The organism is Amycolatopsis sp. DSM 110486 (assembly GCF_019468465.1).
Taxonomy (GTDB): Bacteria; Actinomycetota; Actinomycetes; order Mycobacteriales; family Pseudonocardiaceae; genus Amycolatopsis.
This window is the reverse complement of sequence record NZ_CP080519.1, coordinates 6,617,888-6,639,274: the sequence shown is the minus strand read 5'-3', so window position 1 is coordinate 6,639,274 and position 21,387 is coordinate 6,617,888. Positions and strand designations below refer to the sequence as shown.

32 protein-coding genes are annotated in these 21,387 nt (G+C 66.8%); 2 read left to right on the top strand and 30 right to left on the bottom strand.

The features are described 5' to 3' along the window. Positions 1-12 precede the first annotated feature (12 nt). The 8 genes from K1T34_RS32315 to K1T34_RS32280 form a co-directional block, all read right to left on the bottom strand. Positions 13-330: a hypothetical protein gene (locus K1T34_RS32315; RefSeq protein ID WP_220238524.1), complete on the bottom strand. Its 318-nt coding sequence runs from the start codon at positions 328-330 to the stop codon at positions 13-15. A gap of 181 nt (positions 331-511) precedes the next feature. After that, positions 512-1,414 (bottom strand): hypothetical protein, encoded by a 903-nt coding sequence (locus tag K1T34_RS32310; protein WP_220238523.1) that lies wholly within the window; start codon positions 1,412-1,414, stop codon positions 512-514. Positions 1,415-1,759: 345 nt separating this feature from the next. Then, a complete protein-coding gene (locus K1T34_RS32305; RefSeq protein ID WP_255637722.1) occupies positions 1,760-2,944 on the bottom strand; it encodes a S8 family serine peptidase in 1,185 nt (394 codons plus the stop codon). An 88-nt stretch (positions 2,945-3,032) separates the two neighbouring features. Further along, positions 3,033-3,932 (bottom strand): hypothetical protein, encoded by a 900-nt coding sequence (locus tag K1T34_RS32300; protein ID WP_220238522.1) that lies wholly within the window; start codon positions 3,930-3,932, stop codon positions 3,033-3,035. A gap of 208 nt (positions 3,933-4,140) precedes the next feature. Continuing rightward, positions 4,141-5,490 (bottom strand): DnaB-like helicase C-terminal domain-containing protein, encoded by a 1,350-nt coding sequence (locus K1T34_RS32295; protein ID WP_220238521.1) that lies wholly within the window; start codon positions 5,488-5,490, stop codon positions 4,141-4,143. A gap of 142 nt (positions 5,491-5,632) precedes the next feature. Then, positions 5,633-6,016 (bottom strand): hypothetical protein, encoded by a 384-nt coding sequence (locus tag K1T34_RS32290; RefSeq protein WP_220238520.1) that lies wholly within the window; start codon positions 6,014-6,016, stop codon positions 5,633-5,635. After that, a complete protein-coding gene (locus tag K1T34_RS32285) occupies positions 6,016-7,122 on the bottom strand; it encodes a hypothetical protein (RefSeq protein WP_220238519.1) in 1,107 nt (368 codons plus the stop codon). The genes K1T34_RS32290 and K1T34_RS32285 overlap by 1 nt, the downstream gene beginning before the upstream one ends. 77 nt (positions 7,123-7,199) lie before the next feature. Further along, a complete protein-coding gene (locus tag K1T34_RS32280) occupies positions 7,200-7,412 on the bottom strand; it encodes a helix-turn-helix domain-containing protein (RefSeq protein WP_220238518.1) in 213 nt (70 codons plus the stop codon). Between the two features lie 129 nt (positions 7,413-7,541). Here K1T34_RS32280 and K1T34_RS32275 point away from each other — a divergent pair, with 129 nt between their 5' ends. Then, positions 7,542-7,712 (top strand): hypothetical protein, encoded by a 171-nt coding sequence (locus K1T34_RS32275; protein WP_220238517.1) that lies wholly within the window; start codon positions 7,542-7,544, stop codon positions 7,710-7,712. A 15-nt stretch (positions 7,713-7,727) separates the two neighbouring features. Then, positions 7,728-8,246 (top strand): hypothetical protein, encoded by a 519-nt coding sequence (locus K1T34_RS32270; protein ID WP_220238516.1) that lies wholly within the window; start codon positions 7,728-7,730, stop codon positions 8,244-8,246. Between the two features lie 108 nt (positions 8,247-8,354). Here K1T34_RS32270 and K1T34_RS32265 read toward each other — a convergent pair whose 3' ends face one another. The 22 genes from K1T34_RS32265 to K1T34_RS32165 all read right to left on the bottom strand — a co-directional run bounded on the left by K1T34_RS32265 (position 8,355) and on the right by K1T34_RS32165 (position 20,929). Then, positions 8,355-8,537, bottom strand: coding sequence for a hypothetical protein (locus K1T34_RS32265; RefSeq protein WP_220238515.1), 183 nt, complete (start codon positions 8,535-8,537; stop codon positions 8,355-8,357). A gap of 13 nt (positions 8,538-8,550) precedes the next feature. Beyond that, positions 8,551-8,862, bottom strand: coding sequence for a hypothetical protein (locus K1T34_RS32260; protein WP_220238514.1), 312 nt, complete (start codon positions 8,860-8,862; stop codon positions 8,551-8,553). Then, the gene (locus tag K1T34_RS32255) at positions 8,859-9,239 is read right to left on the bottom strand and encodes an HIT family protein (RefSeq protein WP_220238513.1); all 381 of its coding nucleotides are present in this window, start codon (positions 9,237-9,239) and stop codon (positions 8,859-8,861) included. Before K1T34_RS32255 ends, K1T34_RS32260 begins: the two co-directional genes overlap by 4 nt. Further along, positions 9,236-9,520 (bottom strand): hypothetical protein, encoded by a 285-nt coding sequence (locus tag K1T34_RS32250; protein WP_220238512.1) that lies wholly within the window; start codon positions 9,518-9,520, stop codon positions 9,236-9,238. The genes K1T34_RS32255 and K1T34_RS32250 overlap by 4 nt, the downstream gene beginning before the upstream one ends. Next, positions 9,517-10,965 (bottom strand): peroxidase family protein, encoded by a 1,449-nt coding sequence (locus K1T34_RS32245; RefSeq protein ID WP_220238511.1) that lies wholly within the window; start codon positions 10,963-10,965, stop codon positions 9,517-9,519. The genes K1T34_RS32250 and K1T34_RS32245 overlap by 4 nt, the downstream gene beginning before the upstream one ends. A gap of 808 nt (positions 10,966-11,773) precedes the next feature. After that, entirely contained in the window at positions 11,774-12,370 is a 597-nt protein-coding gene (locus K1T34_RS32240; protein WP_220238510.1) for a TlpA disulfide reductase family protein, read from the bottom strand. Positions 12,371-12,560: 190 nt separating this feature from the next. Beyond that, entirely contained in the window at positions 12,561-12,968 is a 408-nt protein-coding gene (locus tag K1T34_RS32235; RefSeq protein ID WP_220238509.1) for a hypothetical protein, read from the bottom strand. Positions 12,969-13,005: 37 nt separating this feature from the next. Then, on the bottom strand, positions 13,006-13,266 hold the full coding sequence (locus K1T34_RS32230) for a hypothetical protein (RefSeq protein ID WP_220238508.1): 261 nt from the start codon (positions 13,264-13,266) through the stop codon (positions 13,006-13,008). Between the two features lie 53 nt (positions 13,267-13,319). Next, a complete protein-coding gene (locus K1T34_RS32225) occupies positions 13,320-14,057 on the bottom strand; it encodes an exonuclease domain-containing protein (protein ID WP_220238507.1) in 738 nt (245 codons plus the stop codon). Beyond that, a complete protein-coding gene (locus K1T34_RS32220; RefSeq protein WP_220238506.1) occupies positions 14,057-14,521 on the bottom strand; it encodes a hypothetical protein in 465 nt (154 codons plus the stop codon). Before K1T34_RS32220 ends, K1T34_RS32225 begins: the two co-directional genes overlap by 1 nt. Further along, positions 14,518-14,934 carry a hypothetical protein gene (locus tag K1T34_RS32215; RefSeq protein ID WP_220238505.1) on the bottom strand — a complete coding sequence of 139 codons (417 nt, stop codon included), beginning with the start codon at positions 14,932-14,934 and terminating at the stop codon, positions 14,518-14,520. Before K1T34_RS32215 ends, K1T34_RS32220 begins: the two co-directional genes overlap by 4 nt. Then, entirely contained in the window at positions 14,934-15,362 is a 429-nt protein-coding gene (locus tag K1T34_RS32210; protein WP_220238504.1) for an SsgA family sporulation/cell division regulator, read from the bottom strand. Before K1T34_RS32210 ends, K1T34_RS32215 begins: the two co-directional genes overlap by 1 nt. Continuing rightward, entirely contained in the window at positions 15,359-15,724 is a 366-nt protein-coding gene (locus tag K1T34_RS32205; RefSeq protein ID WP_220238503.1) for an HNH endonuclease, read from the bottom strand. Before K1T34_RS32205 ends, K1T34_RS32210 begins: the two co-directional genes overlap by 4 nt. A gap of 334 nt (positions 15,725-16,058) precedes the next feature. Next, positions 16,059-16,535 (bottom strand): hypothetical protein, encoded by a 477-nt coding sequence (locus tag K1T34_RS32200; RefSeq protein WP_220238502.1) that lies wholly within the window; start codon positions 16,533-16,535, stop codon positions 16,059-16,061. Beyond that, positions 16,532-16,951 (bottom strand): ASCH domain-containing protein, encoded by a 420-nt coding sequence (locus K1T34_RS32195; RefSeq protein ID WP_220238501.1) that lies wholly within the window; start codon positions 16,949-16,951, stop codon positions 16,532-16,534. The genes K1T34_RS32200 and K1T34_RS32195 overlap by 4 nt, the downstream gene beginning before the upstream one ends. Next, on the bottom strand, positions 16,948-17,445 hold the full coding sequence (locus K1T34_RS32190) for a hypothetical protein (RefSeq protein ID WP_220238500.1): 498 nt from the start codon (positions 17,443-17,445) through the stop codon (positions 16,948-16,950). The genes K1T34_RS32195 and K1T34_RS32190 overlap by 4 nt, the downstream gene beginning before the upstream one ends. A 247-nt stretch (positions 17,446-17,692) precedes the next feature. Beyond that, positions 17,693-17,887: a hypothetical protein gene (locus K1T34_RS32185; protein ID WP_220238499.1), complete on the bottom strand. Its 195-nt coding sequence runs from the start codon at positions 17,885-17,887 to the stop codon at positions 17,693-17,695. A gap of 208 nt (positions 17,888-18,095) precedes the next feature. After that, complete coding sequence (locus tag K1T34_RS53605; protein ID WP_255637721.1) at positions 18,096-18,230, bottom strand: hypothetical protein; 135 nt, start codon at positions 18,228-18,230, stop codon at positions 18,096-18,098. After that, positions 18,211-18,702, bottom strand: a complete 492-nt coding sequence (locus K1T34_RS32180; protein WP_220238498.1) for a hypothetical protein — start codon at positions 18,700-18,702, stop codon at positions 18,211-18,213. Before K1T34_RS32180 ends, K1T34_RS53605 begins: the two co-directional genes overlap by 20 nt. Positions 18,703-18,774: 72 nt before the next feature. Further along, a complete protein-coding gene (locus tag K1T34_RS32175) occupies positions 18,775-19,650 on the bottom strand; it encodes a recombinase RecT (protein WP_220238497.1) in 876 nt (291 codons plus the stop codon). Beyond that, positions 19,647-20,675 carry a YqaJ viral recombinase family protein gene (locus tag K1T34_RS32170; protein WP_220238496.1) on the bottom strand — a complete coding sequence of 343 codons (1,029 nt, stop codon included), beginning with the start codon at positions 20,673-20,675 and terminating at the stop codon, positions 19,647-19,649. Before K1T34_RS32170 ends, K1T34_RS32175 begins: the two co-directional genes overlap by 4 nt. Continuing rightward, a complete protein-coding gene (locus K1T34_RS32165; protein WP_220238495.1) occupies positions 20,672-20,929 on the bottom strand; it encodes a hypothetical protein in 258 nt (85 codons plus the stop codon). Before K1T34_RS32165 ends, K1T34_RS32170 begins: the two co-directional genes overlap by 4 nt. Positions 20,930-21,387: the final 458 nt, after the last annotated feature.

Here is a 21,387-nt window from a genome sequence, read left to right as displayed (position 1 = left end):
GGTGCTCCTGGGTTACTGCTGCGGGTAGGTGTACTGGGCGGGCTGGTGGACGGGCTGCTGAGCGGGCTGGGGCTGGGAGTTGAAGGCGTAGCGCGCGTAGCGGCCGGCGACGAAGTCGGCGGCGGCGCGGGCGTCCTTCATGGCGGCGAGCACGGTCTTGCGGTCGTTGTCGTCTTCGCCGTCGTCGCCGGTGCCGTTGTCGATGGCGGGCTTGCCGTCGATCGCGGGGAGGTACCCGTCGAGGTTGTTGACCAGTTGGTCGAAGAGGTCGGCGAACTTGACCCACGCGGCGAGTGCCTCGTGCGGGGTCATTTCCTTGGGCTGGGTCATGGGGTTGCTGGTTCCTTCGCGGTGTGGAGAGGTGAGCGGCGGGGCGGGCGTTGGTGCCCGCCCCGCTGGTGCTCTCCTCTCGCGTGTGTTGGTGGTGGGTGTCGCTGTCGGGGGGCTTTCAGCGGCACTGTTCATGACTATACACAGTCACGCGAACTACGCGCAACACAGCGCAACTCGACTACTGGACGGTGACGCCGCCCGTGCGCGAGGACGCGACGATGAGGGACTTGTCCACGCCCGCGTCGGCGATCACGCTGATCCGCCCCGTCCGCGACTTCGCCGAGAGCTTCGCCGTGGAGGTGCAGGCATGGATCGAACCGGTCTGGGTTTCCAGGCTGCCGGCCACGGTGACCATGTCGACGTCGATCGGCCCGGTCCTGGTTTCGATGCGCGCGTCAGCGGCCAAGCGCACGCGCACTGCTCCGACCTGTGTGCGCACGACGGCCTTGCCAGTCACCGTCCCGAGCGACACGCGGCCGGTGCGGGTTTCGACCTTCGCGAAGCCCGCGTTGTCGATCTCGGCACTGCCGGTCTGCGTGGTGATCTCGACGTGTTCCGATGACTCGACGAACACACTGCCGGTGCGGGATTCCACGACGACGTGGGCGTACTCGCCAAAAATGGCCACGGGGCCGGTAGCGGACTTGACGCCCACCACGGGACCGATGCCGTCGGCGTTCTTGGGCAGCGCGACGGAGATGCGCATGCGGTTCGACGCGCCGCCGCCAACCATGCCGCCGATCGCCACGTTGCCGTCGCCATCGATGGTGACGCCGGTCAGCTCGCCGTCGACGACATCGGCGGTCTGCCTGACGTAGATATTGCCGTTCCCGGACATCACGGTGGTGCTGTTCCCCGAGGTCACTACGGACATAGCGGGGATCTGGAGACGGACGGTGCCGCCGATCTCGATGAGGGTGGCGTTCTTCGCGGCGGCTTCGGCCTGCGGGCCCTCGGCCTCGATGCGGATGGCGGCGATGTCGAGGGCATCCGAAGTGATGATCTGGACTTCGGCAGTGCCGGAGTCGAGCTCGAAGCGGACGGGTGCGGCGTTGGACGCCAGGTGGTGTGTGGTGGGCATGGGGGTCCTTTCGGTGGCGGTGTTCACCTCGCGACATCTGACTATACGCACGTGTTGCGTTTTGTTGCAACGATTGAGGGGAACCCATGTGAACCGTCGCCAACACCATCATCACCGTGACCATCTGGATCGCCGCCTACTACGTGCAGCTCATCGACACTGCACGCATGGGAAAGGCCCACACCCCCCACCAGGGATGCGGGCCCACTTCACAGCTCCACCAGCTATAGCTGTCCCCACACGGACGAACCCGAAACACCTCACGTCCGCGCTCACTGGAACGCACCGCAACTCTACCGTGCGCGCCGCAACCGCCTCACCCGGCCGAGGGCGTCCAGGTTGCGGTCACCGGGGCGCCTGGACCAGGCCGGCGCCGACGTCGCGAGACGGCGCCTCCAGCCGGCGCGCGAACCCTTGCAGCCGCGCCCACAGCTCCCAACCCCGTGCGCCGGTCGCCTGCGACAGCAGTGCCGCGACCCCGGCGACGTGCGGTGTCGCCATCGACGTGCCCGACAGCGTCCGGTACCCGCCGATCCAGGCCGAGAACACGTCTACACCGGGCGCGGCGACGTCCACGGCGCCGCCGGACAGGTTCACCGTCATGTTGCTGAACGGCGCCACCGTGTCGTCTTGGCCGATCGCGCCGACGGCGAGCACGCTGGGGCAGTTCGCCGGATGGTCGACCGGCGCGGCGAGGTTCTTCACCCGGTCCGAGTCGTTCCCCGCCGCGGCGACGATCAGCGTTCCGGCCCGCAAGGCGCGCGCGGCGACTTGCTCGAACACCACGGAGTAGAACTCGTCCGGCCGCACAGGCGACCCGAGGGAGATCGACACCACGGCGCACTTGTGCCGCACCGCCCACGCGATCGCCGACAGCACCGCACCGTCCTGCCCCTCCCCTGCCTTGTCGACGGTCTTCGCGACGTACAGGTTGGCCTCCGGCGCGACCCCGTAGCCGGGGAAAACCTCGAGCGTCCGGGGGCCGGTCGCGATGCCGGCACAGTGAGTGCCGTGGCCGATGACGTCCTGCGTGGTCTCGTCCGCCACGAACGACTGCGCGATCCCGAGCTTGTGCACGAAATCCGGGTGCTCCATGTCGATGCCGGTGTCCAGCACGGCCAGCCGCACGCCCTTGCCGGTCGCGCGCGTCGCGGCGGCGCCGACGGCCTGCAACCCCCACGTGAAGGGCAGGTGCGGCACCTGGAACTCTCCGCTGTCCTCCCCCGCCCCCGTGGCTGGCGGCGTGACCGGGCGCACGCGCAGGGTGCGTTCCGGCTCGATGAACGCGATCGGCCCGGGTTCCCGGGCGCCGCGGGCGAGCGCGGCGGCCTGGTCCGGGTCGGCGTTGACGACGGCGACGTCCAGATCGGACAGGTAGAACCCGCGTGACGCCCGGTAGGAGCGGCGGGCGGTGATCGGGCCGGACACGTCGGCGTCGTTGCCGACGCGGATCCCGGCCCGCTGGTTCAGCTCCCGGACCCCGTCGACCCCGGCGAACGGGTGCATCAGCACCAGATGCCGGGCTGGCACGGCAGGAGCAGGTGTTTTCCCCTCACGACTCACCGGGTCAGTATCGGTTGCGCTCAGTTGCGCCCCGCAGGCGGGCGCGCACACAGCGTCAGGGGGTGCGGAGCATCTCAGGGTGGACGGTGACGACGTTGACCGACAGCGACGCGGCCGTCTCCTCGCCGGTGGATGCGGTGACGAGGATGGTCCGCCGCGGTCCATTGCTCGACACGATCCGCGCGTCGATCTCGACCGGTGTGCCGGCCTGGATGAGGCGGTGGGCCTCGAACACCAGCCGGCCCTTCGGGACCCACCGCATCATCGGCCGGTGCGTGGTGGCCTCGATCAGGCGGCTCGTGGCGTCGACCATTGCGGTGCCGAGTACGGCGACTGGCAGCGCGGGGTAGCCGGGGAAGTGCCCGGCACAGTCCGCGGGGCTGGCGGTGACGGTCGCGGTGATCGACTGGGCGCCGATGTTCACGCTGGTCAGCTCCAGTCCGCGCGCGTAGGGACTAGAACCAGTTTCAGTCCCGGTTTCAGTCCCGGTGTCGGGGTGGTGCATGTGGGAGAACATCCGCTCGAACACCGGCGCCTTGAGCACGTCGTAGGAGAGGGAGAACGCGGCGAGCGCGACGCTGCCGGCGCGCAGGAGGCCTGCGGCGGTCGCTTTCCTGGACGTGGGCAGGGCGGCGGTGAGGCGGCCGGTGAGCGCTCCGCCCGCGGCGGCCGGCTTGGGGTGCAGCCACGTGATCTCGGCGCGGCGGGCGAGGTAGTAGCGGCGGGCGTCGTCCGGTGCGAGGGACGCGGCGGCACACAGCCCGAGAATGGCCATGTGCCGCCCGGCCTCGCCCAACCCGATCGGCGACACCACACCAGTCACCGGCTGCTCAACCGGGAGCTCACAGGTCGCGGTGCCGGGTTCGTCGATCCGGAGATCACGCAACGCGTAGTAGGGCTTGCGGACACAGATACGGGGAAAAGTGGCTGCCTCGGCAGTCAGGGTTTCGGTCACGTGGTCCGAAGGTTCCACAACCCGGTTGCGGTTTCAGCCGCCGTGCGGGGCGCCCGGTTGCGCCACTGGGTGAAACCGGATGTTGCGGAACGCAACTTGTCGTCACCGGCCGGCCGCGGGCGGGGAACCGCGGAGGACGCCAAGTATTCGGCGATGGCGTCCTCCGGGTCCATGTGGGCACGAGGCGGATGAACCCACTGCTCGCCGGTCATTCCTTCGCCATGCTCTTGAACTGCGCCTGGTTGCGGTAGTCCGCCACCGTCACCGGAACACCGGATTGGCCCTTACGCTGTTTGGCCAGCCAGATGTCCACCTCGCCCGTGCGCGCCTCGTCGTACTTCCCGGCGTCGTGCAGCAGGAAGATGACGTCGGCGTCCTGCTCGATCTGGCCGGAGCCGCGCAGGTCGGACGACTGCGGCACGCCGCCGGGGCGTTCCTCAGCCTTACGGTTGAGCTGGGCGACGGCGATGATGATGCACTGGAACTCGTTCGCCATCTCCTTCAGCGCTGTGGTGACCTCGCCGATGGCCTGGTCCTCACGATCGCGGCGCGGCAGGTCCATCAGTTGGATGTAGTCGACGACAACCAGACCAGGGTTCCCCCACTGGTGGCGCATCTGCGACAGCGTCGAGCGGATGTGCGCCAGGCTGATGTGCGGGGTGTCGTCGTAGAACAGCAGCGCCCCCTCCGCCTCGTACTTGGCGGCGGCCTTGACGAGCTTGTGGCGTTGGAAGTCGTCCAATGACACCTTGCCCTCGGCCGAGCCGAGCGGCACCCCGGCCAGCGCCGCAAGGTCACGCTCGTAGAGCTGGCGACGGGTCATCTCGAGCGAGAAGAACACGGCCGGCAACGCCTTGTCGAAGACGTAGTGCCGGGCGAGCTGCGCGGCGAACACGCTCTTGCCGACACCCGAGCGGGCACCGACGACGACCAGGCCACCGACGTTGACGTTCAGCAGGTCGTCGACGTCGATCAGGCCCGTGGTCATGGCCGACGGCGATTGCTGGCCCCACGTGTCGAGGATGTCCGTGAGCAGCCACGAGTCGTCCGATACTGACTTCAACGAATCCGCAGCCGAGCCTGCGATCTCCTGCATGAACGCCGTGTACGCGGTATCGGTCGCCTGTTGCAGCCGCTCCGGGTCACCGATCGCGAACTGCCGCACCCGCTCGGCGAACTGGAACGCCGCCCGCCGGTCCGCGGCGCCCTTGACCTTCTCGGCGTAGTAGGTCGCGTTCGTCGCCGTCGTCACCCGCGCGAACAGCGTGTGCAGGTAGGCGCCTTCGATCTTGCCGAGCAACCCGACCCGCTGGAGCTCGCCCATAACCATCACCGGGTCGATGCCGGTCTCCCCGGCCTGCTCCAGTCGCACAACGGCGGTGAAGATCGCCTGATGTGCGCCGGAGAACATCTGCTCCGCTGTGATGATCCGCTGGACTTCGGAGATCGCGGCCGAGTTCATCGGCACCGAATCACCGTCGCTGGTCTTGCGGCTCCACGCGCTCATCATCGCGCCGAGCACCATCTGCTCGGCCTCGCGCTCAGCTTCGTTCGGCATCCACCCCTCCGGGTCGACACTCGACCCGTCCTGTGCGATGCTCTCTTCCGGTGTCACGGTTTGAATGGTTCCTTTCCGTGGGATCGCGTGTGTTCGCTGCCCCCGCCTAGCTCTGACCAGTTAGGCGGGGGCGCTTTTCGTATCAGGGCAAACGCTTCTGCTGCGGGTGGTTCGGGTGGCAGGCGCACATCACACGCTCCTCGGTCTTCGGGTTCGTGTGATAGCGAAACCGCGGGTTCTTCTTCGCTCGCTCGTCCGGGAACTCCGACCCGCACTCGCCACACCACCCCGGAAGCAGCCGCTTCGTTCGGCGCTCCCGAATGAGCTGGGTGACGTACCGAGGCTCCAGGAACTTGCCCGGCGTGCCGACCGAGAGGTGTTCGACCACTACGGCCGCCGCCTCCTCGAACGACCAACCAGCGACCTCGGCGGCCTTGGTCCAGGCCCAGATGTCGCTCTCGCCCGCATTGCGGTGGTCGAACGACGTCACGATCGCCAGCAGCGCGGCCGTCTCCTCCTTGGTCATCACCGCATATCACCTCCCGCAATCTGCCTCGGCTCGCCGCCCGGGATGACACGAGCCGTCGAGTCGCCCGACATGAGCGCCCCGAGATCCATACCGGCACGGGCCAGCAGACCGCCCACCTTGTCGTCCGTCGATGGCTTACCGCCGTTGACGACCCGCAACCCGGACCGCTGCGCCTGGAGCCGCAACTGGTCGTAGCGGGTGCGCAGCTTCGGCAGCGACAGGATGTTCGCCCGCCAGAACTCGTCGTCCTGGCACCAGTCGATCGCCGTGTGCACCTGCTCCTCAGTGCGGCCGTCCGCATCCAGCAGCAGCCGGGCGGCGTCACGCCACGCCTTCGTGATCGTCGGCCGCTTCGAGCCGTGCTCCTCGATCCGCTTGGCCAGGTGCTCGCACAGGCGCTCGACGTCGTCCCTGCCCTCGTTCAAGTCCCGAACGACAGGCGTCGTCGACGCGCTCGCGCCGAGGCGCGAGTCTTCTTTCTCTAACTGGTTAAACATGATTGGTTTAAATGACTTATTCGGGTTGCTACTAGCGACGTCCTCTGTCGCTATTAGCAACGTCTCCGGGTCACTACTAGCAACCCCGTTGCTGTTAGCAACGCCTTCAGGCGCCTCGGGTGACCCGTTGCTGTTAGCAACCCCGTTGCTAGTAGCAACGTCCTCGCGGTTCTCCCGGCTCTTGCCGGCATCGCTGCGCTTGCGTCGGCCAACCTGTTCCGGCGCGGCGATGTCCGGTCGGGTTTCCGGGTCGACCGGCGCCAGGCCGCGCCCGGTCCGGGTCCGCTGGAACTCCGCCCACTGGGCGTCCGAGTACCACGAACGAGGGATCATGATGTCCCACACGACAGGCCGCGTGGCTGCGTTGATGTACTCGGCGAGACGCTGGTCTCCGCGCGCGATCACGCCGCGCTCTTCCATCGCCTTCAAGCGCTTGTAGAGGGTGGTCCGGTCGCACATGGCGGCCGTGGACAGCTTCTTCCAGCCCAGCCAGGTGCCGCAGCCCAGGTCGTCGGATGCCGTGGCCATGGCGGCGAGGATCAGCCGCTCGTAGGTGTCGGCGACCGGAGAGAACTCCAGCGCCCACTGCACTGATTGGAAGCTCATCGGGCCGCCTCCCCAGGTACGGCCGCGTTGTTGCTGTTCATGGTGCTGATTTCCCCTCAGCGTTTCTGGTGGTGTGGTCAGTCGGTGGTGCGGCCGTCGGCGTACTGGGCCTTGGGGAGGTCGCTGCGGCGGACTTTCTTGCGTCCGCTGGGCATGGGGACGAACGCCAGCTGGCCTTTGTTGATCCAGTTCTGCACGGTGGTGTGGCTGACGCCGCAGATCTTGGCGACCTGTGCGGGTGTCAGCAGGGGGTCGTTGGGGGTGTCGTTGGTGGCGGTTCGCGTGTTCATGAAACTGACTATACACACACTGTTGCGCAACTGGCAAAACCCACCGCAACTGTCCCAAGCGCGAAAGTGGCCTTGACCTGCTACGTTGTCGCCCAATGTGACCGCAACGCCACCGCAACGGAGCACAACGTGACACCCTCCCCGGGCCGGATCCGCGCCTACGCCGTCGCCGCCTACGTCGAGCGCAGGCACCAGTACCGCACCGAGCTGGAAGCCATCGTGCGGATCGCGTCAGAGCTGGATGTCTCGATCGCGCGCCTGGCGTTGTGGGTCTACAGCCATCTCAAGACCGCGAACTGACCAGGGAGTCAACCCTTGCGCCGTACCGCTTTCGCCCTCACCGTCGTCGCCGCGTGCCTCGCGTGTGCCGAGCCGGCCGCCAGCGCCGCCACCACGACCACGGCCGCGTCCGCGACGTGCAACGGCCTCACGACCGTCGACTACTCCCCCGGCATCCACGACTGGGCGGGCGACACGACCACGCGCGTCGAGACCGACCTGTCGTGCAACGCGGCCGACCCGGGCGCCTACTCAGTGTCGACGGTGTCCACCACCGCCGAGAACACGTCCTGTCTGGACCCTGGTGCCGTCACTGGCGCGCGTTACTGGGTCGTGTGGGGTGACGAGACCACCAGCGAGCTTGAAACGCCTGGGGCTGCGACCGCCCGCGGTATCGGTGGCGTCGCGGTCGAGACCGGCATCGTCCTCGACGGCCGGTTCGCCGGACACTCCTACTCGCTGACGCTGAACTTCGCCCCGTACGACGCTCGGGAGTGCAACTCCCCCAGTGGCTTGACGCGCGCGATGGGCGCGGCGTCGCTCGTCATCGCCTAGCACCAACAAGAACGATGGCGCCACGACCCAGCGGGAACCCGGGGTCGTGGCGCCATCGCGGCGATATGGCTGCTCACGCAGCGATTGTCCTGCACCTGGTGCTGGTGCTCAGCGGTCGCACTCTTCCCACGTGGTGCCCTCACTGGCCTTCCGCACCAGGCGGTTCGCAGGGTCGTGCTCGAGATGGCGCAACGCGGCTGCGCGGCCCTCATCGCCGGAACCGAACGACGCCCACGGCGAGTGGTCGTTGAACCGCTTCGTGCTTGCCGGGGCGAGACCGTATTCGTACATGTGCCCTCGTTTCTCAACGCGGCCGTGTGCCGGGCCGCTCGTAGCCGGTGTTCAGCGCGATCAGCAGGTCGCGAGCCGCGTCGAGCACGCCGGCACCGCGGAGTTCATTGACCTGGTCGGGGTGGATCGTCGCGACGGCGTCCTCGGACAGCCGGCCGGGAGTACAGTTGAAGCACGACGTCTTGATCTCGCCGGCGTCAACGCGCGCCACCATCGAGCTGCTGACCCACAGGCCAGTTCCGCAGCTGGCGCACGGCCGCGCCGCGACGGGAATCCTCGGGTTGGCGCCCACTCCTTGGCACAGCAGGGTGTACGTGTCGCTCATGGGTCGCTCCGATCCTGGACTGTCCACGGCAGCGTGATTCCGTCGCCGGGTTCCCTCAGCAGCACGTGCAGATGGGTGTGCTCGATGGTCTGGGTCGCGGCCGGGCCCGCGCTGGTGATGATGTTGAAGTCCATGCCCATCTCGGCCGCCAGCGTGGCGGCGAACCGCATGGCCACGGCAGCGCCGTCGGGGTCGGCACCCGCGTGCGGGGCGTGCCGGCGCGGGACGACCAGGATGTGCCGGCCGCGGATGACGGGCTTCAGCGGCTCGAACGCCACCGCCCACTTGTCGTGGCGTCCGAACAGGCCGTGCTCGATGCGGGAGCAGAACACGCACTCGGTCATGCCGTGTTCAAACGCCACGGCCCCCGCGGTCACGCCGCGAACCTCACGAGGGCGGCCGCGAGAGCTGATCGCGGTTCACGCTGATCCACGGCCGCACTGACAGGATGACGAGCATGGATGATGACCTGTTCGAGGAACTCCGCCACCTTGTGCGCCACCCGGTCCGGGCCAACGTCGAGATCGCGCGAGCCGTAGCCGACACCGAACTTGGGCGCGCGTGCGTCGACCTGGTGCGCCATCCGGTGCGCACGCTGCGAACCACTTTCGGCCCGATCCTCGATGACATTGCGCGCGGCCTGCGGTAGCCCGTTCATGCGGCGAATCTGAGCAGGTGCGCCATGGTGAAGTCGCCGTCGTCGCCGGCCAGCGTCGGTTTCCAGCTCGGCCGGATCGAGAACGGGTCAGCGCGCAGCAGACCGATGATCGTCTCGGCGACGATCCGGCCGCCCACGGGCCCGAGGTGGTGGCCGTCAGCGAGGACTTCCGCCTCCCGCAGGACGTACCACAACAGCGGGCACGGACCGTCGAACCCGAGCTGCTCGTCGGTGAGCGGCTCGACCGCCATCGCGCGGGCGATGTCCTGCCCGCTGGGGAGCTGGTGCACCTCCGAGCGGCACAGGTCCCGCATTGCCATCGACGACATCGGCTTGGACAGCGCGTCGGCCTTCGCGCCCGGGACCGACGACACCGGGAGCTCGAGGATCGGACCGGACATCGTCGTGCCGATGAGCCGTTCGTACTGCGGCTTGTGATCGCGGTCGACGTGGAAGAAGTACCGCCAGTCGATCGCGTGCTCCGGTTTCACCGGCCCGCCGCGCAGGTCCACGCGTTCCATGCCGGGCACGTCCGGGGCGGTGCTGAACATCGGGAACGTGTGGCCGTCGTTGACCTGGTACTCGCTGCGGATCACCGCGTGCGCATAGCGGAACGCGCCGGTAGCGAACTCGACGGGGATGTAGGGGTGCCGGCCGGGCTTGTAGTGGCGGGGCCCGTTGGTGAGCACGTCGTCGACGAGGTCCTGACCGCACACGAGCGGCAGGTATTCGTGCAGGACGATCCACTGGTAGTGCCACACCACGATCCGCTGTGCCTGCTCGAACAGCCGGTTCCAGTAGGCGTCGGTGCGCAGGAGCCCGCCGAGCGAGGCGTTGGGGTCCGCGGTGGCGCCGTCGTTCCCTGGGAACGCGGCGAGCCCGTCGCCGGCGCTGGTGGTGATCTCCCCAGCGGTCAGGGCGTCCACGACGGCGTTGTGGAACCGCATGAATGCCAGATGCAGTTGCGCCAGCGGCATGTTGTTGTCGTCGCGCGCGTCCGGGGCGACGATGGCGCCGTCGAGACCACGGGGCATGTCGTGCCCGCCGTCGGGGATCAGGAACTTGGTGCGGTGATCGGCCTTGGCGTACAGGGCCGGCATCACCCCGGGGCCGCCGCCGTAGACGTTGTCCAGGTCGAACCGCGGCGACCGGAACGACGTGAGCCCCTCCGGGAGGATCGCGTGGTCCGGCATCGGGGTCATGTCCGCGGCGACGTCGTGGGTGACGAACTGTCCGAAGACGGCGAACCCGGCTGGGACGTTTTTGTTGTCCTGCTTGTCGGTGGTGGGGCCGCCGTCCATCCGGCCGCCAGGTAGTCCGAGCTTTTCGGCTTCGCGGACGCCGCGCGGTGTTGCCGGGGTGAGCCGGGGGAACATGCGGTTGTACATCGCGGCCGGCTGGTCGTTGAACTGGCTGACCCCGGCAGCCACCGATACAGCAGTCATCCCGAAAACCCCTCGAAACTCGTAACGAAACGCACCGCAACTGTATGCGGTGAGTGAGTACGAGTTTCGCAGCGATGCCAACGGAGTGGTTTGTGTACCCGATCCGGGTGACCCCATGACTGCCTGCGGCCGAAGGAGGCTAGCCCGGTTACACGACAAAGCCCGGCTCCTGACTGTCGCCTGGCTCGGGTGAGTTGGGACCAACTGCTGATCATTGGGAAGACGGTGCCGGAATCGACCTGACCACTTCTGCTTCTTTTTTGCAGACGCAGCCAGGTCGACTCGCGCAGGCCCGCTTTCAAGAGCAGGCAAGTAGCAAAAGAAGAATCACGACACAAGGAAAGACTTACGCTTCTTTTGGACTATTCAATGTCCGGATTGATTTACGGCTAACGTAACACGTCGAAGCGAAAGCCCACTGTGCTCACCAAGGAACCGCTGGGGCAAACCGCGTGAGACACTACCCCTCCTACCGCGGATACCATCGGGCCGAAAACCAACGCACCATTGCTGCAAGTCAGCACTACCTGCTGGGTTCCACTCGTTTCCCAGCATTGGGAAAAGCCGCCCGCGAGATTGGCGTCCCGGCCAACTGCGCAGTTTGCGTTTGGCGACGCTGAAGCTGACTCTTGTATAGCGAAGGAACATCCTGCCGCCAGGGTCAATGCGCAGGCAATGGTCGCAATGGATCTTTTCACGTACATCTCCTCGACCTACTGAAATCGGAATCACCCTTCGAGGGAAGATCATGTCAGTAATCCGAGGCGTGATTTACCGCCAACAGGGCGACGCGTAGAGTACTTGTCTCTTACCGAACGTGGTCGATAGCTGCCCGAATAGCGTCCGAATTCGTAAAAACGGGCGGATTGTGTATATAACGGACTCGGCCGTCGGCGGTAATCAAGTAGGACGAAGGTAAGAGAGCCACAGTGAGCTTCTCTCGAACCGGGCCGGTCGCACCTTCGCCGTCGAACACAGACGGCAAATGCACTCCCAGGCTCTGGAGGAGAGCAAGGCCGTCAGCTTCCGAGCCGGCCACCTCCACCAGCAGTACTTGCACAGAGTGTTGCTCGGTTGCGTATTTTGCTAGGACGGGCAACTCCGTCTTGCATGGTTGGCACCACGGCGCCCAAACGTTGATGAGGGTGTCGCGCCCCGCGATCGCCTGGCCTAGTTCAACGCGACTGCCGTCGCCGAGACAGGTAGTGAGCACACCCTCAAGTGTGTGAACGTCCTGCCCGTCGCCCGAAGGGCATGCTGCAAGCGAGGTCGCCGCACGCAAGGCGGATAGATTCTCCGTGGAGCCGGCACCTTCATCTGTGCTCGCCTTCCGTGGCAACACTGCGATGATGGTCGCGATGACTAATAGCCCTACCGTGAGTGCTACTTTGGTGATAGTGCTCACACTCACCTCCGGTGTGGTAACCCTTCGCGAGAGGGAGCTTAGTACGGTAGCCGGAATGGGTGATCTGGTGGCATGCCAGCGACGACTTTGCGCTGTCCAAGGATGATTGGCGCGGGATCCTCACACGCGAGCGTCCTGCCCCGGTGCGCCTGCCTGGACCTGAGTCGCCTGGTCCAGGCAGGCGCGGGGGCTACTTGGCCCGATATTCCATGTCGGCGAGCGCGCGGACAAGCTTCACGATCTGCTGCGGCTCGATCAGCTCGCTAATCAAGTCGGTCTGCGCAGCCTCGGTGCGCTCGTCGAACTCGCAGGCGACGATGAGGTACATGCCGCTGGGGAACCGGCCGCGGAGGTTGAGCCGCACACGCGGGTCGCGCTTCTTCCACTTGCCGGATGTGGCGTCGATCAGGTCGATGACGTCGAGCCACCGCAAAAGGGTCTGCGCCTTCGCCGGCGAGGTCGGTTCGAGCACAACCAGCGCCGTCTCGCGGTCGCTGCCCGGCGAGAGCATGGTGACACGGGCGGGCCCGAGGTTGGCCTTGTCGATGGCGGCCGTCAGCTGGGTCTCGTCGCTGGTGGTGTCGATGCGGATGGTCAAGGTGTTGGGTTCCTTTCTCTGGGTCGCGTGTCGACGGTCAGAGCCGTGCCGAGTAGCCGTCGGCGGACGAGATGCTGGCCTGGATGGTGCTCTGCATCCCGGTGATTCCGTTCAGCGCTTCCGCGAGCAAGCCGTGGGCCTGGTTGATCTCGTGCTGCTGGCTGCCCTGCGTCGCCTGCGACAGCGCCAGCTGGGCTTCTTCGAGGGCCATCGCGGCCTGCTGCAAGGAGGCGATGCTCGTGGACGCCTTCTCGTTCGCGAGAGCGATACCAGCGCGGACCTCTTCAACTCCGGGCATTGTGGTTCCTTTCGTGGGTTGTGTGTTCTGTTGCAACAGCCCTCGTGTGGGGGCTAGATGAGGGATTCCTGCACGGGCCGGGCCGGCACGTACGGCCATTCGGTGGGGACGTCGCGGACGATGCCCATCCCCTGCGCGCGGGCGGCGAACTGGTGCGCCTGCTCCCGGTACGCGGCGGTCTGGCGTGCTTGGAGCTCCGGCAGCGGCATCGCGGCGAGCTTCGGGAAGCGGGACGCCATCCGATAGGCGAGCCGCGCGGCGGCGAGGCAATCGCCGTTGCTGGTGTGCGCGTCCTCGTCCGACAGGTCGACGCCGTAGTGCGCGCACACCGCCGCGAGCTTGCGCGATCCGGTGCGGCGGGGGTCGATCAGCCGGTCGAGAACGAGCGGGTCGATGAAGTAGGGCGTCAGCTGGTCGCGGGCGCACAGGTCGAACAGGGTCGGCACCCCGTGGCGGCGGCACTCGCGCTCGAGCATTGTCAGGTCGAACGGTGCGTTGTAGATGACGATCGGGGCGCCGTCGGCGACGTGGTCGGCCAGCAATGCAGCGAGCACCGGCACTGCCTCGCCGGCGGGGATCCCGTCCCGCTGCGCGTGTTCGGTGGTGATGCCGTGGATGTTCGTGGCCTGCTCGGGGATCGGCACGCCCGGGTCCATCAGCAACGTCGTGTCGCTGGCCTGCTCCCCTGGGCTGTACCGCCAGACGGTGCCGGTCACGATCAGGTCGTCCGTCGGCTTGGGGCCGGTTGTCTCCAGGTCGAACGCCGCCAACGGGCCCGTGTGCCAGGACATCAGTCGGCGCCCCTCACGGTCTCGGCGATGGCTTCGGGGGTGAACAGCAGGACCGGCGGCGGCTGGCGCCACTCCGCGCGTTCGCCGCCGATCCGGTGGAACTGCATCGACGTCTGCGCCGGCAACAGCTCAGCGGGGCGGATCATGAAGAACCCGGGGGTGACCATGGTCAACTTCGCGAGCTTCTTCAGCTGCTCCCACGTCGGGTATCGGGTGCCCGCTTCCCACATGTCCACGTCTGGCTCTGCGGCGCCGCACGCCTCGTCGACCTCGGGCCCGTAGAGGGCGTGTGAGTCGAGCGCGAGCGTGATTCGCCACGGAACGACCTTCCCGGCCCGCCACTCTCGGTACGTCCGTTGATCGGCAAGCACGCGCTCCGCTGCTGTCTTGTTGCGGCGGGCGTCGTTCCGGCGCGTCTCGGCGTCGGTGAGCGGCACACCGGCCTTTCCCCAGCGGCGAGTCACGAGACCACCGCCCGCACCCGGCCGCCGGCCAGCTCGGGCAGCACGAGCGTGTCCCAGTCGCGCGGGCGCCAAAGCCGCCAGCAGCCGTCGCCGATCGCGTCCCGCCACTCCTTCTGTTCTGGGCTCAGCCTCCCCGTGTCGGACTTCAACTCCGCCCACAAGACGACCCCGCCCCGGGCGAGGAGCAGGTCTGGTGAGCCGTTGTCGCCCTGCACGGGCGTGGAGTACTTGCCGGACTGACGCATGGCCTTGCGGAAGTGCACCACCATCCAGCCGTACGCCTTCGCGGTCTGCATCACCCTGGTCTGGAACTGGTCCTCGGTAAGGGGCGCGATCCGGTTGCGCGGTTTCTTCCCGGTCTTCGCGGGCGCGGCGGGTTTGCGGCCCTGCGCGTACACGACCTTCGACGCCATCAGCAGCCACCGCCCAGCGCGGCGAACACCGCGTCCCACCCGTAGTGGTCGGACTCCGTTCCGGTGGGGACGATGTCGTGTGACTGGTCGAGCAGCTCTTGAAGCCGGCGGCGCGGGAGGATCAGCTCGTCGTTCGTGGCGAGGCCGACCCGCTTGATCACCGAGACCCGTCCCGGCATTCCGCCGGTCGGGCACACGTGCATCTTTCCGGGCCCGGCCGGTTCGGTCATGCCCTCGACCAGCAGTTCCCGCGAGATCTCCCATCGGCGGTAGGTGCCGTCGCGGATGACTTCCAGCTCCACGATGTACGGGCTCGACGCGAGGTAGCTCAGGTCGATCGAGCAGCCGCCCATGCACTCGAAGCGTCGCCCAAGTGTGTGGTGGTGTTCGTGTCCTCGGAAGCTCACGAACGCGCCGCGCGGGGTCACGCCGCCTCCTCATCCCAGACGCGGGTGACGCCGCCGTCGTCGCGCAACAGGTACTTACCGGGGCCGACGTAGTTGACGTTGTGCATCAGCACCGGCACGTCGGTCGGCTCGCCCGGGTGCTCGACCAGCCATCCATGAACGATGGCGCGAGCGCGGTTGCCTTCGATCGCCAGATGGCAGGGCACGCACACGTGCAGGAGGCACGAGAGCAGGTGGGAGGTCTTGAGCATGGTTCCGCCCATGCCGCGGGGCTTGCGGTGGTGGGCCTGGACGGCGTCGGCCTCGTTGCACCGCTCGCACTTGCCCTGGGAACGCTGAGCGAGTAGGCGGCGGGTCGCGTCGGTGATCTGGGTGGCGGTCACCGAACCACCGCCAGCGACACGGCGGCCATGCAGCGGTGACATGAGTGGTCGCCGTCGTGCTGGACCGGTCGTGCACAGGGCACATCGCCACAGCAGAAGGTTGAGCAGGCACCCGCGATCAGCAGACCGGCCGACGGGTCGTGCTCGCAGGCACACGCCACGCACTCGACGTTGCTGAAGGGACGGTCCGTCTGGTTGACCTCATCACCGGGGAACGCCACGTGCCGCAGGTAACGATGACCAGGGGCAATTGACGGTGTCCCACGGCGCGAAGTCCAGTGGCAGCTGTCGCACAAGTGCGGAAGGCGGGCGGTGAGGGCCTTCACTGTGGTGGTCACTGAACCACCGCCAGCAGGACCGCCGAGACGGCGAGCGCCAGCCAGTGCAGGGCCTGATCGGCGGCGTACATGCCGTTGAGGCCGCCGGCGTTGAGCTTCGCGAACTTGGGCGAACGTGTCTTCTCGAGCAGGCACCGCACCGGCCAGCGCCGGTCGAGCAGGGCGTGGGTTGCGGCCGACCAGACGAGCGCGAGGACCACGCCCAGCACGGACCAGTGCAACGGGAGCACGAGCCACGCGAGCAGGCCCAGCACGACCATGGTCAGGTGGTACATGGCGACGTGGGCCAGGATCGCCGACCACCCCTGGTGGGGGTTCGCGCCGGCCGCGACCTCGTCGGGCTTGGGGGCGGCCTTGTTGTCGGCCTGCCAGTCGGTTTGGCCGGTGACGTGGTCGGCGAGGTTGTGCACGACGAGCAGGACAAACCCGCTCGCCGCGAACGTCGCCAGGGTGGCCGTGTCGTCCACGGTCATTCGGTTCCTCCGTGCTGTTCGATGAGGCGGGCGGCGTCGAGCCGGGCGACGGCGTCGAGCACCTCGGGCGGTGGGGTCCAGAACTGGAGCTGCCCGTGACCGGGGATGAGGTCGGGCAGGGAACGCGGGCGCTGCATGTCCCAGTGGAATTGGTTGTGCTCGCTGAAGTCGGTGCAGCCGCGGCAGTCCTCGTCGTGGTGGCATCCGGTGAGGTCGACGGCGCCGAGGTAGCCGCCGGTGGGGAACTCGTGGATGCCGTGCATCCGGGCCAGCTGGAGCGCGTGGCGGTCGATCTTGCGGCTGGCGTGGATCACCAGCGACCCGAGGTACTTCGTGGGCCACGACCGGTTCTCGACGGTCTTGATGCCGGCGAGGATCAGCGACGCCCACGGCTGACGGATCGAGAGCGCCCTCACGCGTTGGCCTCCTGCTCGTGGAAGGTGCAGGCGGGCCAGAAGGCGCGGCAGTCGGACGCGTCGGAGTGGGTCATGAGCAGACGGGTTCGCGTGCACTTCGGGTAGTTGCGGGCGCCGCCGTGGACAGGGCGCCGGAAGCGGCAGGTGCCGCAGCGAAGGCCCGGGGCGTCACGGTCGTCGTGGGGTGCAGCGTCGGCGTGCAACTTCAGCGCGCCGCGCAGGATGACGGTGAGCGGGTGCAGGAACGCGGCGGCCAGCTGAGAGTTGCGCTGGGTTCGCTTGGCACCCGGGGTGAGGGGTTCGGGTTCGACCGGCGTGAGGGCCGGGAACATGTCGATCTGGTCGGGGTCGCGGGGGTGGTCCTCGGACGGGGCGGCAGCGGTGTTGCTGCCGCCCCGTGCCTGGTCAGGCGTCCTGCTCTGGGTTCGGGTGGTCACGGTGTTGGGTGCGTCCACGTGGTTGGCTGGGTGTCTGTGGCGCGCGATCACCTCCATCCATTGACTATACATACGTTGCGCAACTCAGCGCAACAGAGTCACACGTTAACGCCCTTCTGGCGCAGCAGAGACCGCATGTTCGCCACCCCGCGCGGTTCACTCGGGGACATCGGGAACACGACCATGTCCGACCCGTTCGGGGACAGCAGCTTCCAGTGCTTGGTGCCCCTCTTCAGCTCCCAGCCCTCCCTCATAGCGGCTGCGACCAGCGGCTGATACTCCTTGTCGACCCCGCGCGGCGTGCTCACGCGGTACCGCCGTGCGATAAGGAGCAGCCGAACTTCTCGGCCCACTTCTGCGCCAGCTCGGCCGCGCGGGACTGCACCGCGTCGACGTCGAGCATCTCCATTGCCTTACCGCCACGGCAGAGAATGACCTGGAACCCGGCCCGGCTTGGACGCACTTCGATCGACAACTTGGAAGATGTGTTGATAGGCATGACGAATCACCTCACGATGAATTGGATGGCTACCAATACGAACGCGCCGACGACGCATTCGATGAAAAAACGGCGCGAGAAAACCTCAACGCGATCAAGAAACACGGCAATACGGCGCCGCACAGTAGAAGCCCCCTCGTTGAACCCTCAGGGTTCAACCCCATTTAAATCCGGCGGACCAGCCGCACCTACCGGCCCGCCGGACCCCTCACCACACGAGAGAAACGAGACCCTCGGCCACCGAACCGATCACGAACGCGACGATCAGGATCACGCCCACCGTGGTGGCCCACTCGGCGACGTCCACCAGGACATCACCGAGGTCACGCGGCCGGGCCTTCACCAGCGTCCCCTTCCATCTCCACGCCGCCGGAGACGTCGATGATCCGCGGCATCAGCTGCGTGTCCTCCGGACCAGGAACGAACAGCGGCGGAGCCTGAACGGTTGCCTCACCAACGACAACCGGCACCACCGGCGCCTCCGGAACAACCTCATCGTCATCCTCACCGTCGCCCTCTCCTTCCCCATCGCCGAACTGGTCCGTGACGTAGGCCGGCGGCTCATACCACCAGTCCGGCGCCACTCCGAACTCGGCGATGATGTCGCCGAAGATCGTGTCCTGCTTGTCCAGCGCCGTGATCGGCCGATCCGACATCGACAGGTACTTTCGACGCTCCATTTCCTCGAAGTACTGCGACATCAGCCACACCACGTCCTCCCCGAACGCGCGCAACTCGCCGTCGCTGATGTCCTGCAATTTGGACGCTGCGATCATGAAAGCCTCGGCCGGACCCTTCAGGTTCGGTGCATTCACGATGACTCCCTCTGCTAGTGCTGAACCAAAACGAGAGGTGGGCCCAGCCACGCACCGGGCCCACCGAAACCGCTATTCGCCTTCGCCGTCCTCGTAGGCCGAACCCCACGGGCCCTCGGCCGGCGCACCGGCCGTGGCCGGCGCCTCGTCCTGCCCGCTGGGCTCTTCGACCAACTCGGCGTCGATCACGTCGCTGGTGATCTCGTCGATACTCGCCCCAAGGTCACTGCGCACCGACTCGTCAGCGCTGAGCGCACGCGCCAACCCGGTCGACTTCGGCAGGAACGTCGACAGGCGCCGAAGGCAGGTCTTCTTCGCCATCGCGTCATAGTCGGTGTCCCACGGCGACTCCTTGGAGGACTTCACCGACGCCGAGCGGGCGCGGTACTGATTGACGTCCTCCGGCGACAGGACGACGGCAACGTGACCGCCGCTCTTGAACGACGCCACCGCGTAGTAGCAGACGGCGTCGCCACGGTTCTTCCGCGCGGGCCGGTGCACCAACTTCGGCTCGGCGCCCTTCTCGTACAGGAAGTAGTCGTTCTCCCGCACTACATCGGCGTCGATGTGCCTGATCTGCCCGGAGTTCCAGGCGAGCTTGATATAGCCCTGGTAGCCAACGATGAACTGGCAGCTTTTGCCGTAAGGCACCAGGTACGCCTCACCCAGTGGACCGGGCTCCAGCCCGAGCTGCGCCGAGGTCATCAGGGCGCCCAGGACCGACACCGCGTCGCACAGCATCAGCTTCGGCGTCTTCTTGATGACGGTCAGCGCAACCCGGGTGAACCGCTCCGGGTCGAGCGCGGTGCCGGTCAGTGCGCGCCCGATCTCGGTCTTCTGCTTGTCGATCAGGTCGCGCCACGGGTCCTTCGCCTTGACGACCTGTCCCCCGCCGTTGTTCGCCTCCTTTCGCTGGGCGATGGCGTTGCGTGCGGATTCGTTGCTCACTCGTGGTTCCTTTCAGGGGTGGTGGTGTGGTTCGCGTAGGTCAGGCGACGCGAGGCGGGTTTCTCGGTGACGACTGCGGCGTAGACCTCGGGGAAGTCCTCGCCGAGGATGTCGAGCAGCTCCGGATCGACCTTGCGGGTCGGCTTGGACGAGGCCTTGAACGTCGCGACCTTGTCGTCACCCACCCACGCGGTCTCTGCGTCGCCGATCGCGACGCGCATCCGGTTGTCGATCTGGGTCTTCTTCTCCGTGAGGTCCTTGATCTGCTGGACCAGCTCGCCGCGGAGGGTGAGGTCCTTCAGCCATCCGAGGTCGAGTTCCACCATGGAGCCCGGTTCGTAGTGGGTGGTCGCGAGCATCGAGCTGGTGTCGTCGTGCCCGTCGACCTCGGGCATGACGTCGTCGACAACCTGCCGCCAGAACTCGGCGCCGAAATCGACGAGGTCGGCGATCATCTCGTCGTCGCGCTCGATGACCTTCTCGATGTAGTTGTGGGTGTCGATCAGGGCGCAGATGAACGTGAGCGGTGCGCCGGTGATCCACATGGCCCACTGGCATTGGTAGTAGTAGGAGAGGGGGATTTCCTCGCCGTTCCAGTCGGCCAGGACGCGGTGGTTGCCGGTTTTGGCCTCGATGACGGCAGCGAGCGAGCCATCGGGGTTCCAGGCGAGGGAGTCGACGTTGACGCGCTGCCATTCGGCCTCAACGCGGGCGTAGGTGCCTGCACCGGGGGTTACGTCGTACTCGGGGTGGTTCTTGGCGAACCGGGCCACTACAACGGGCTCCAGGGCGTGACCCCAGTAGAACCGCTCCCGGTCCTCGTCGGTGAGTAGGTCTTCGGGGTCGATCCGACCGGTCTTGACCATCCAGAGCTGGAACGGGGAGCCGTACTTCGCGATCCCGGCCGCCTGGGCGATGTCCGACCCGCCGATGCCCTTGAGGCGTTCGGCGAGCCAAACGTCCTCAGGGGCACCGGCGGGAAGCACGACCCGCGCGATGTCGGGGTCGACTTGGTACGGGGTCACGCTGCGACCTTGTCGTTCTCGGTCTGGTAGCGGGGGAAGAGGCTGATCTCGACGATGGCGTCACGGTCGCCGAAGTGGGCGTCCTTGATGACGTCCTTGATGCAGGGAAGGCAGCTGTGGACGACGTACTCGTTGCCGTCGTAGTCGTCGACGTAGATGTTGGTGGAGCAGTCCGTGTAGTCCAGGTTGCACCAGGTGCAGGGCTCGCCGTGCTGGTCGGAGGGCTTCTGGATGAAGGTGACTGTGTGGTTCACGGTGTGCTCCTTGTTGTCGCTCGCTGTTGTAGTCGACTATACAGCTCGCCATCGCAACAAGGCAACACTAGTTGCGCAACCAGTCCACACACAATCAGGTCAGCGCCATCACGCGAACCGGGCGCCTGCCACTGCAACCTCGTCCGCACAGCGAGGCCAACCGCATGACGGAAACCAACTTCACCTGCGGAAACACAGTCCACGCCGTGCGGAACACGCGTTCGCGTTGCGGCCAGCCGGCGCTCAATGGGCGCGGACGTGGTCGCGCGAAACTCTGCCAAAGTTGCGCTACACGCCGCAACTGGCCACAACTCGACGACCTAACGGCCGATTACTAAACGTGCTAATTTTGCGCGGTTTGCCCGCAACAACCGCACACCCAACCGGGTTCTGAATCGTGAAAGATGAACTGTCGGTGTGCCGCACCCTGTTACCTTGAGTACGCTACGCCCGCATGG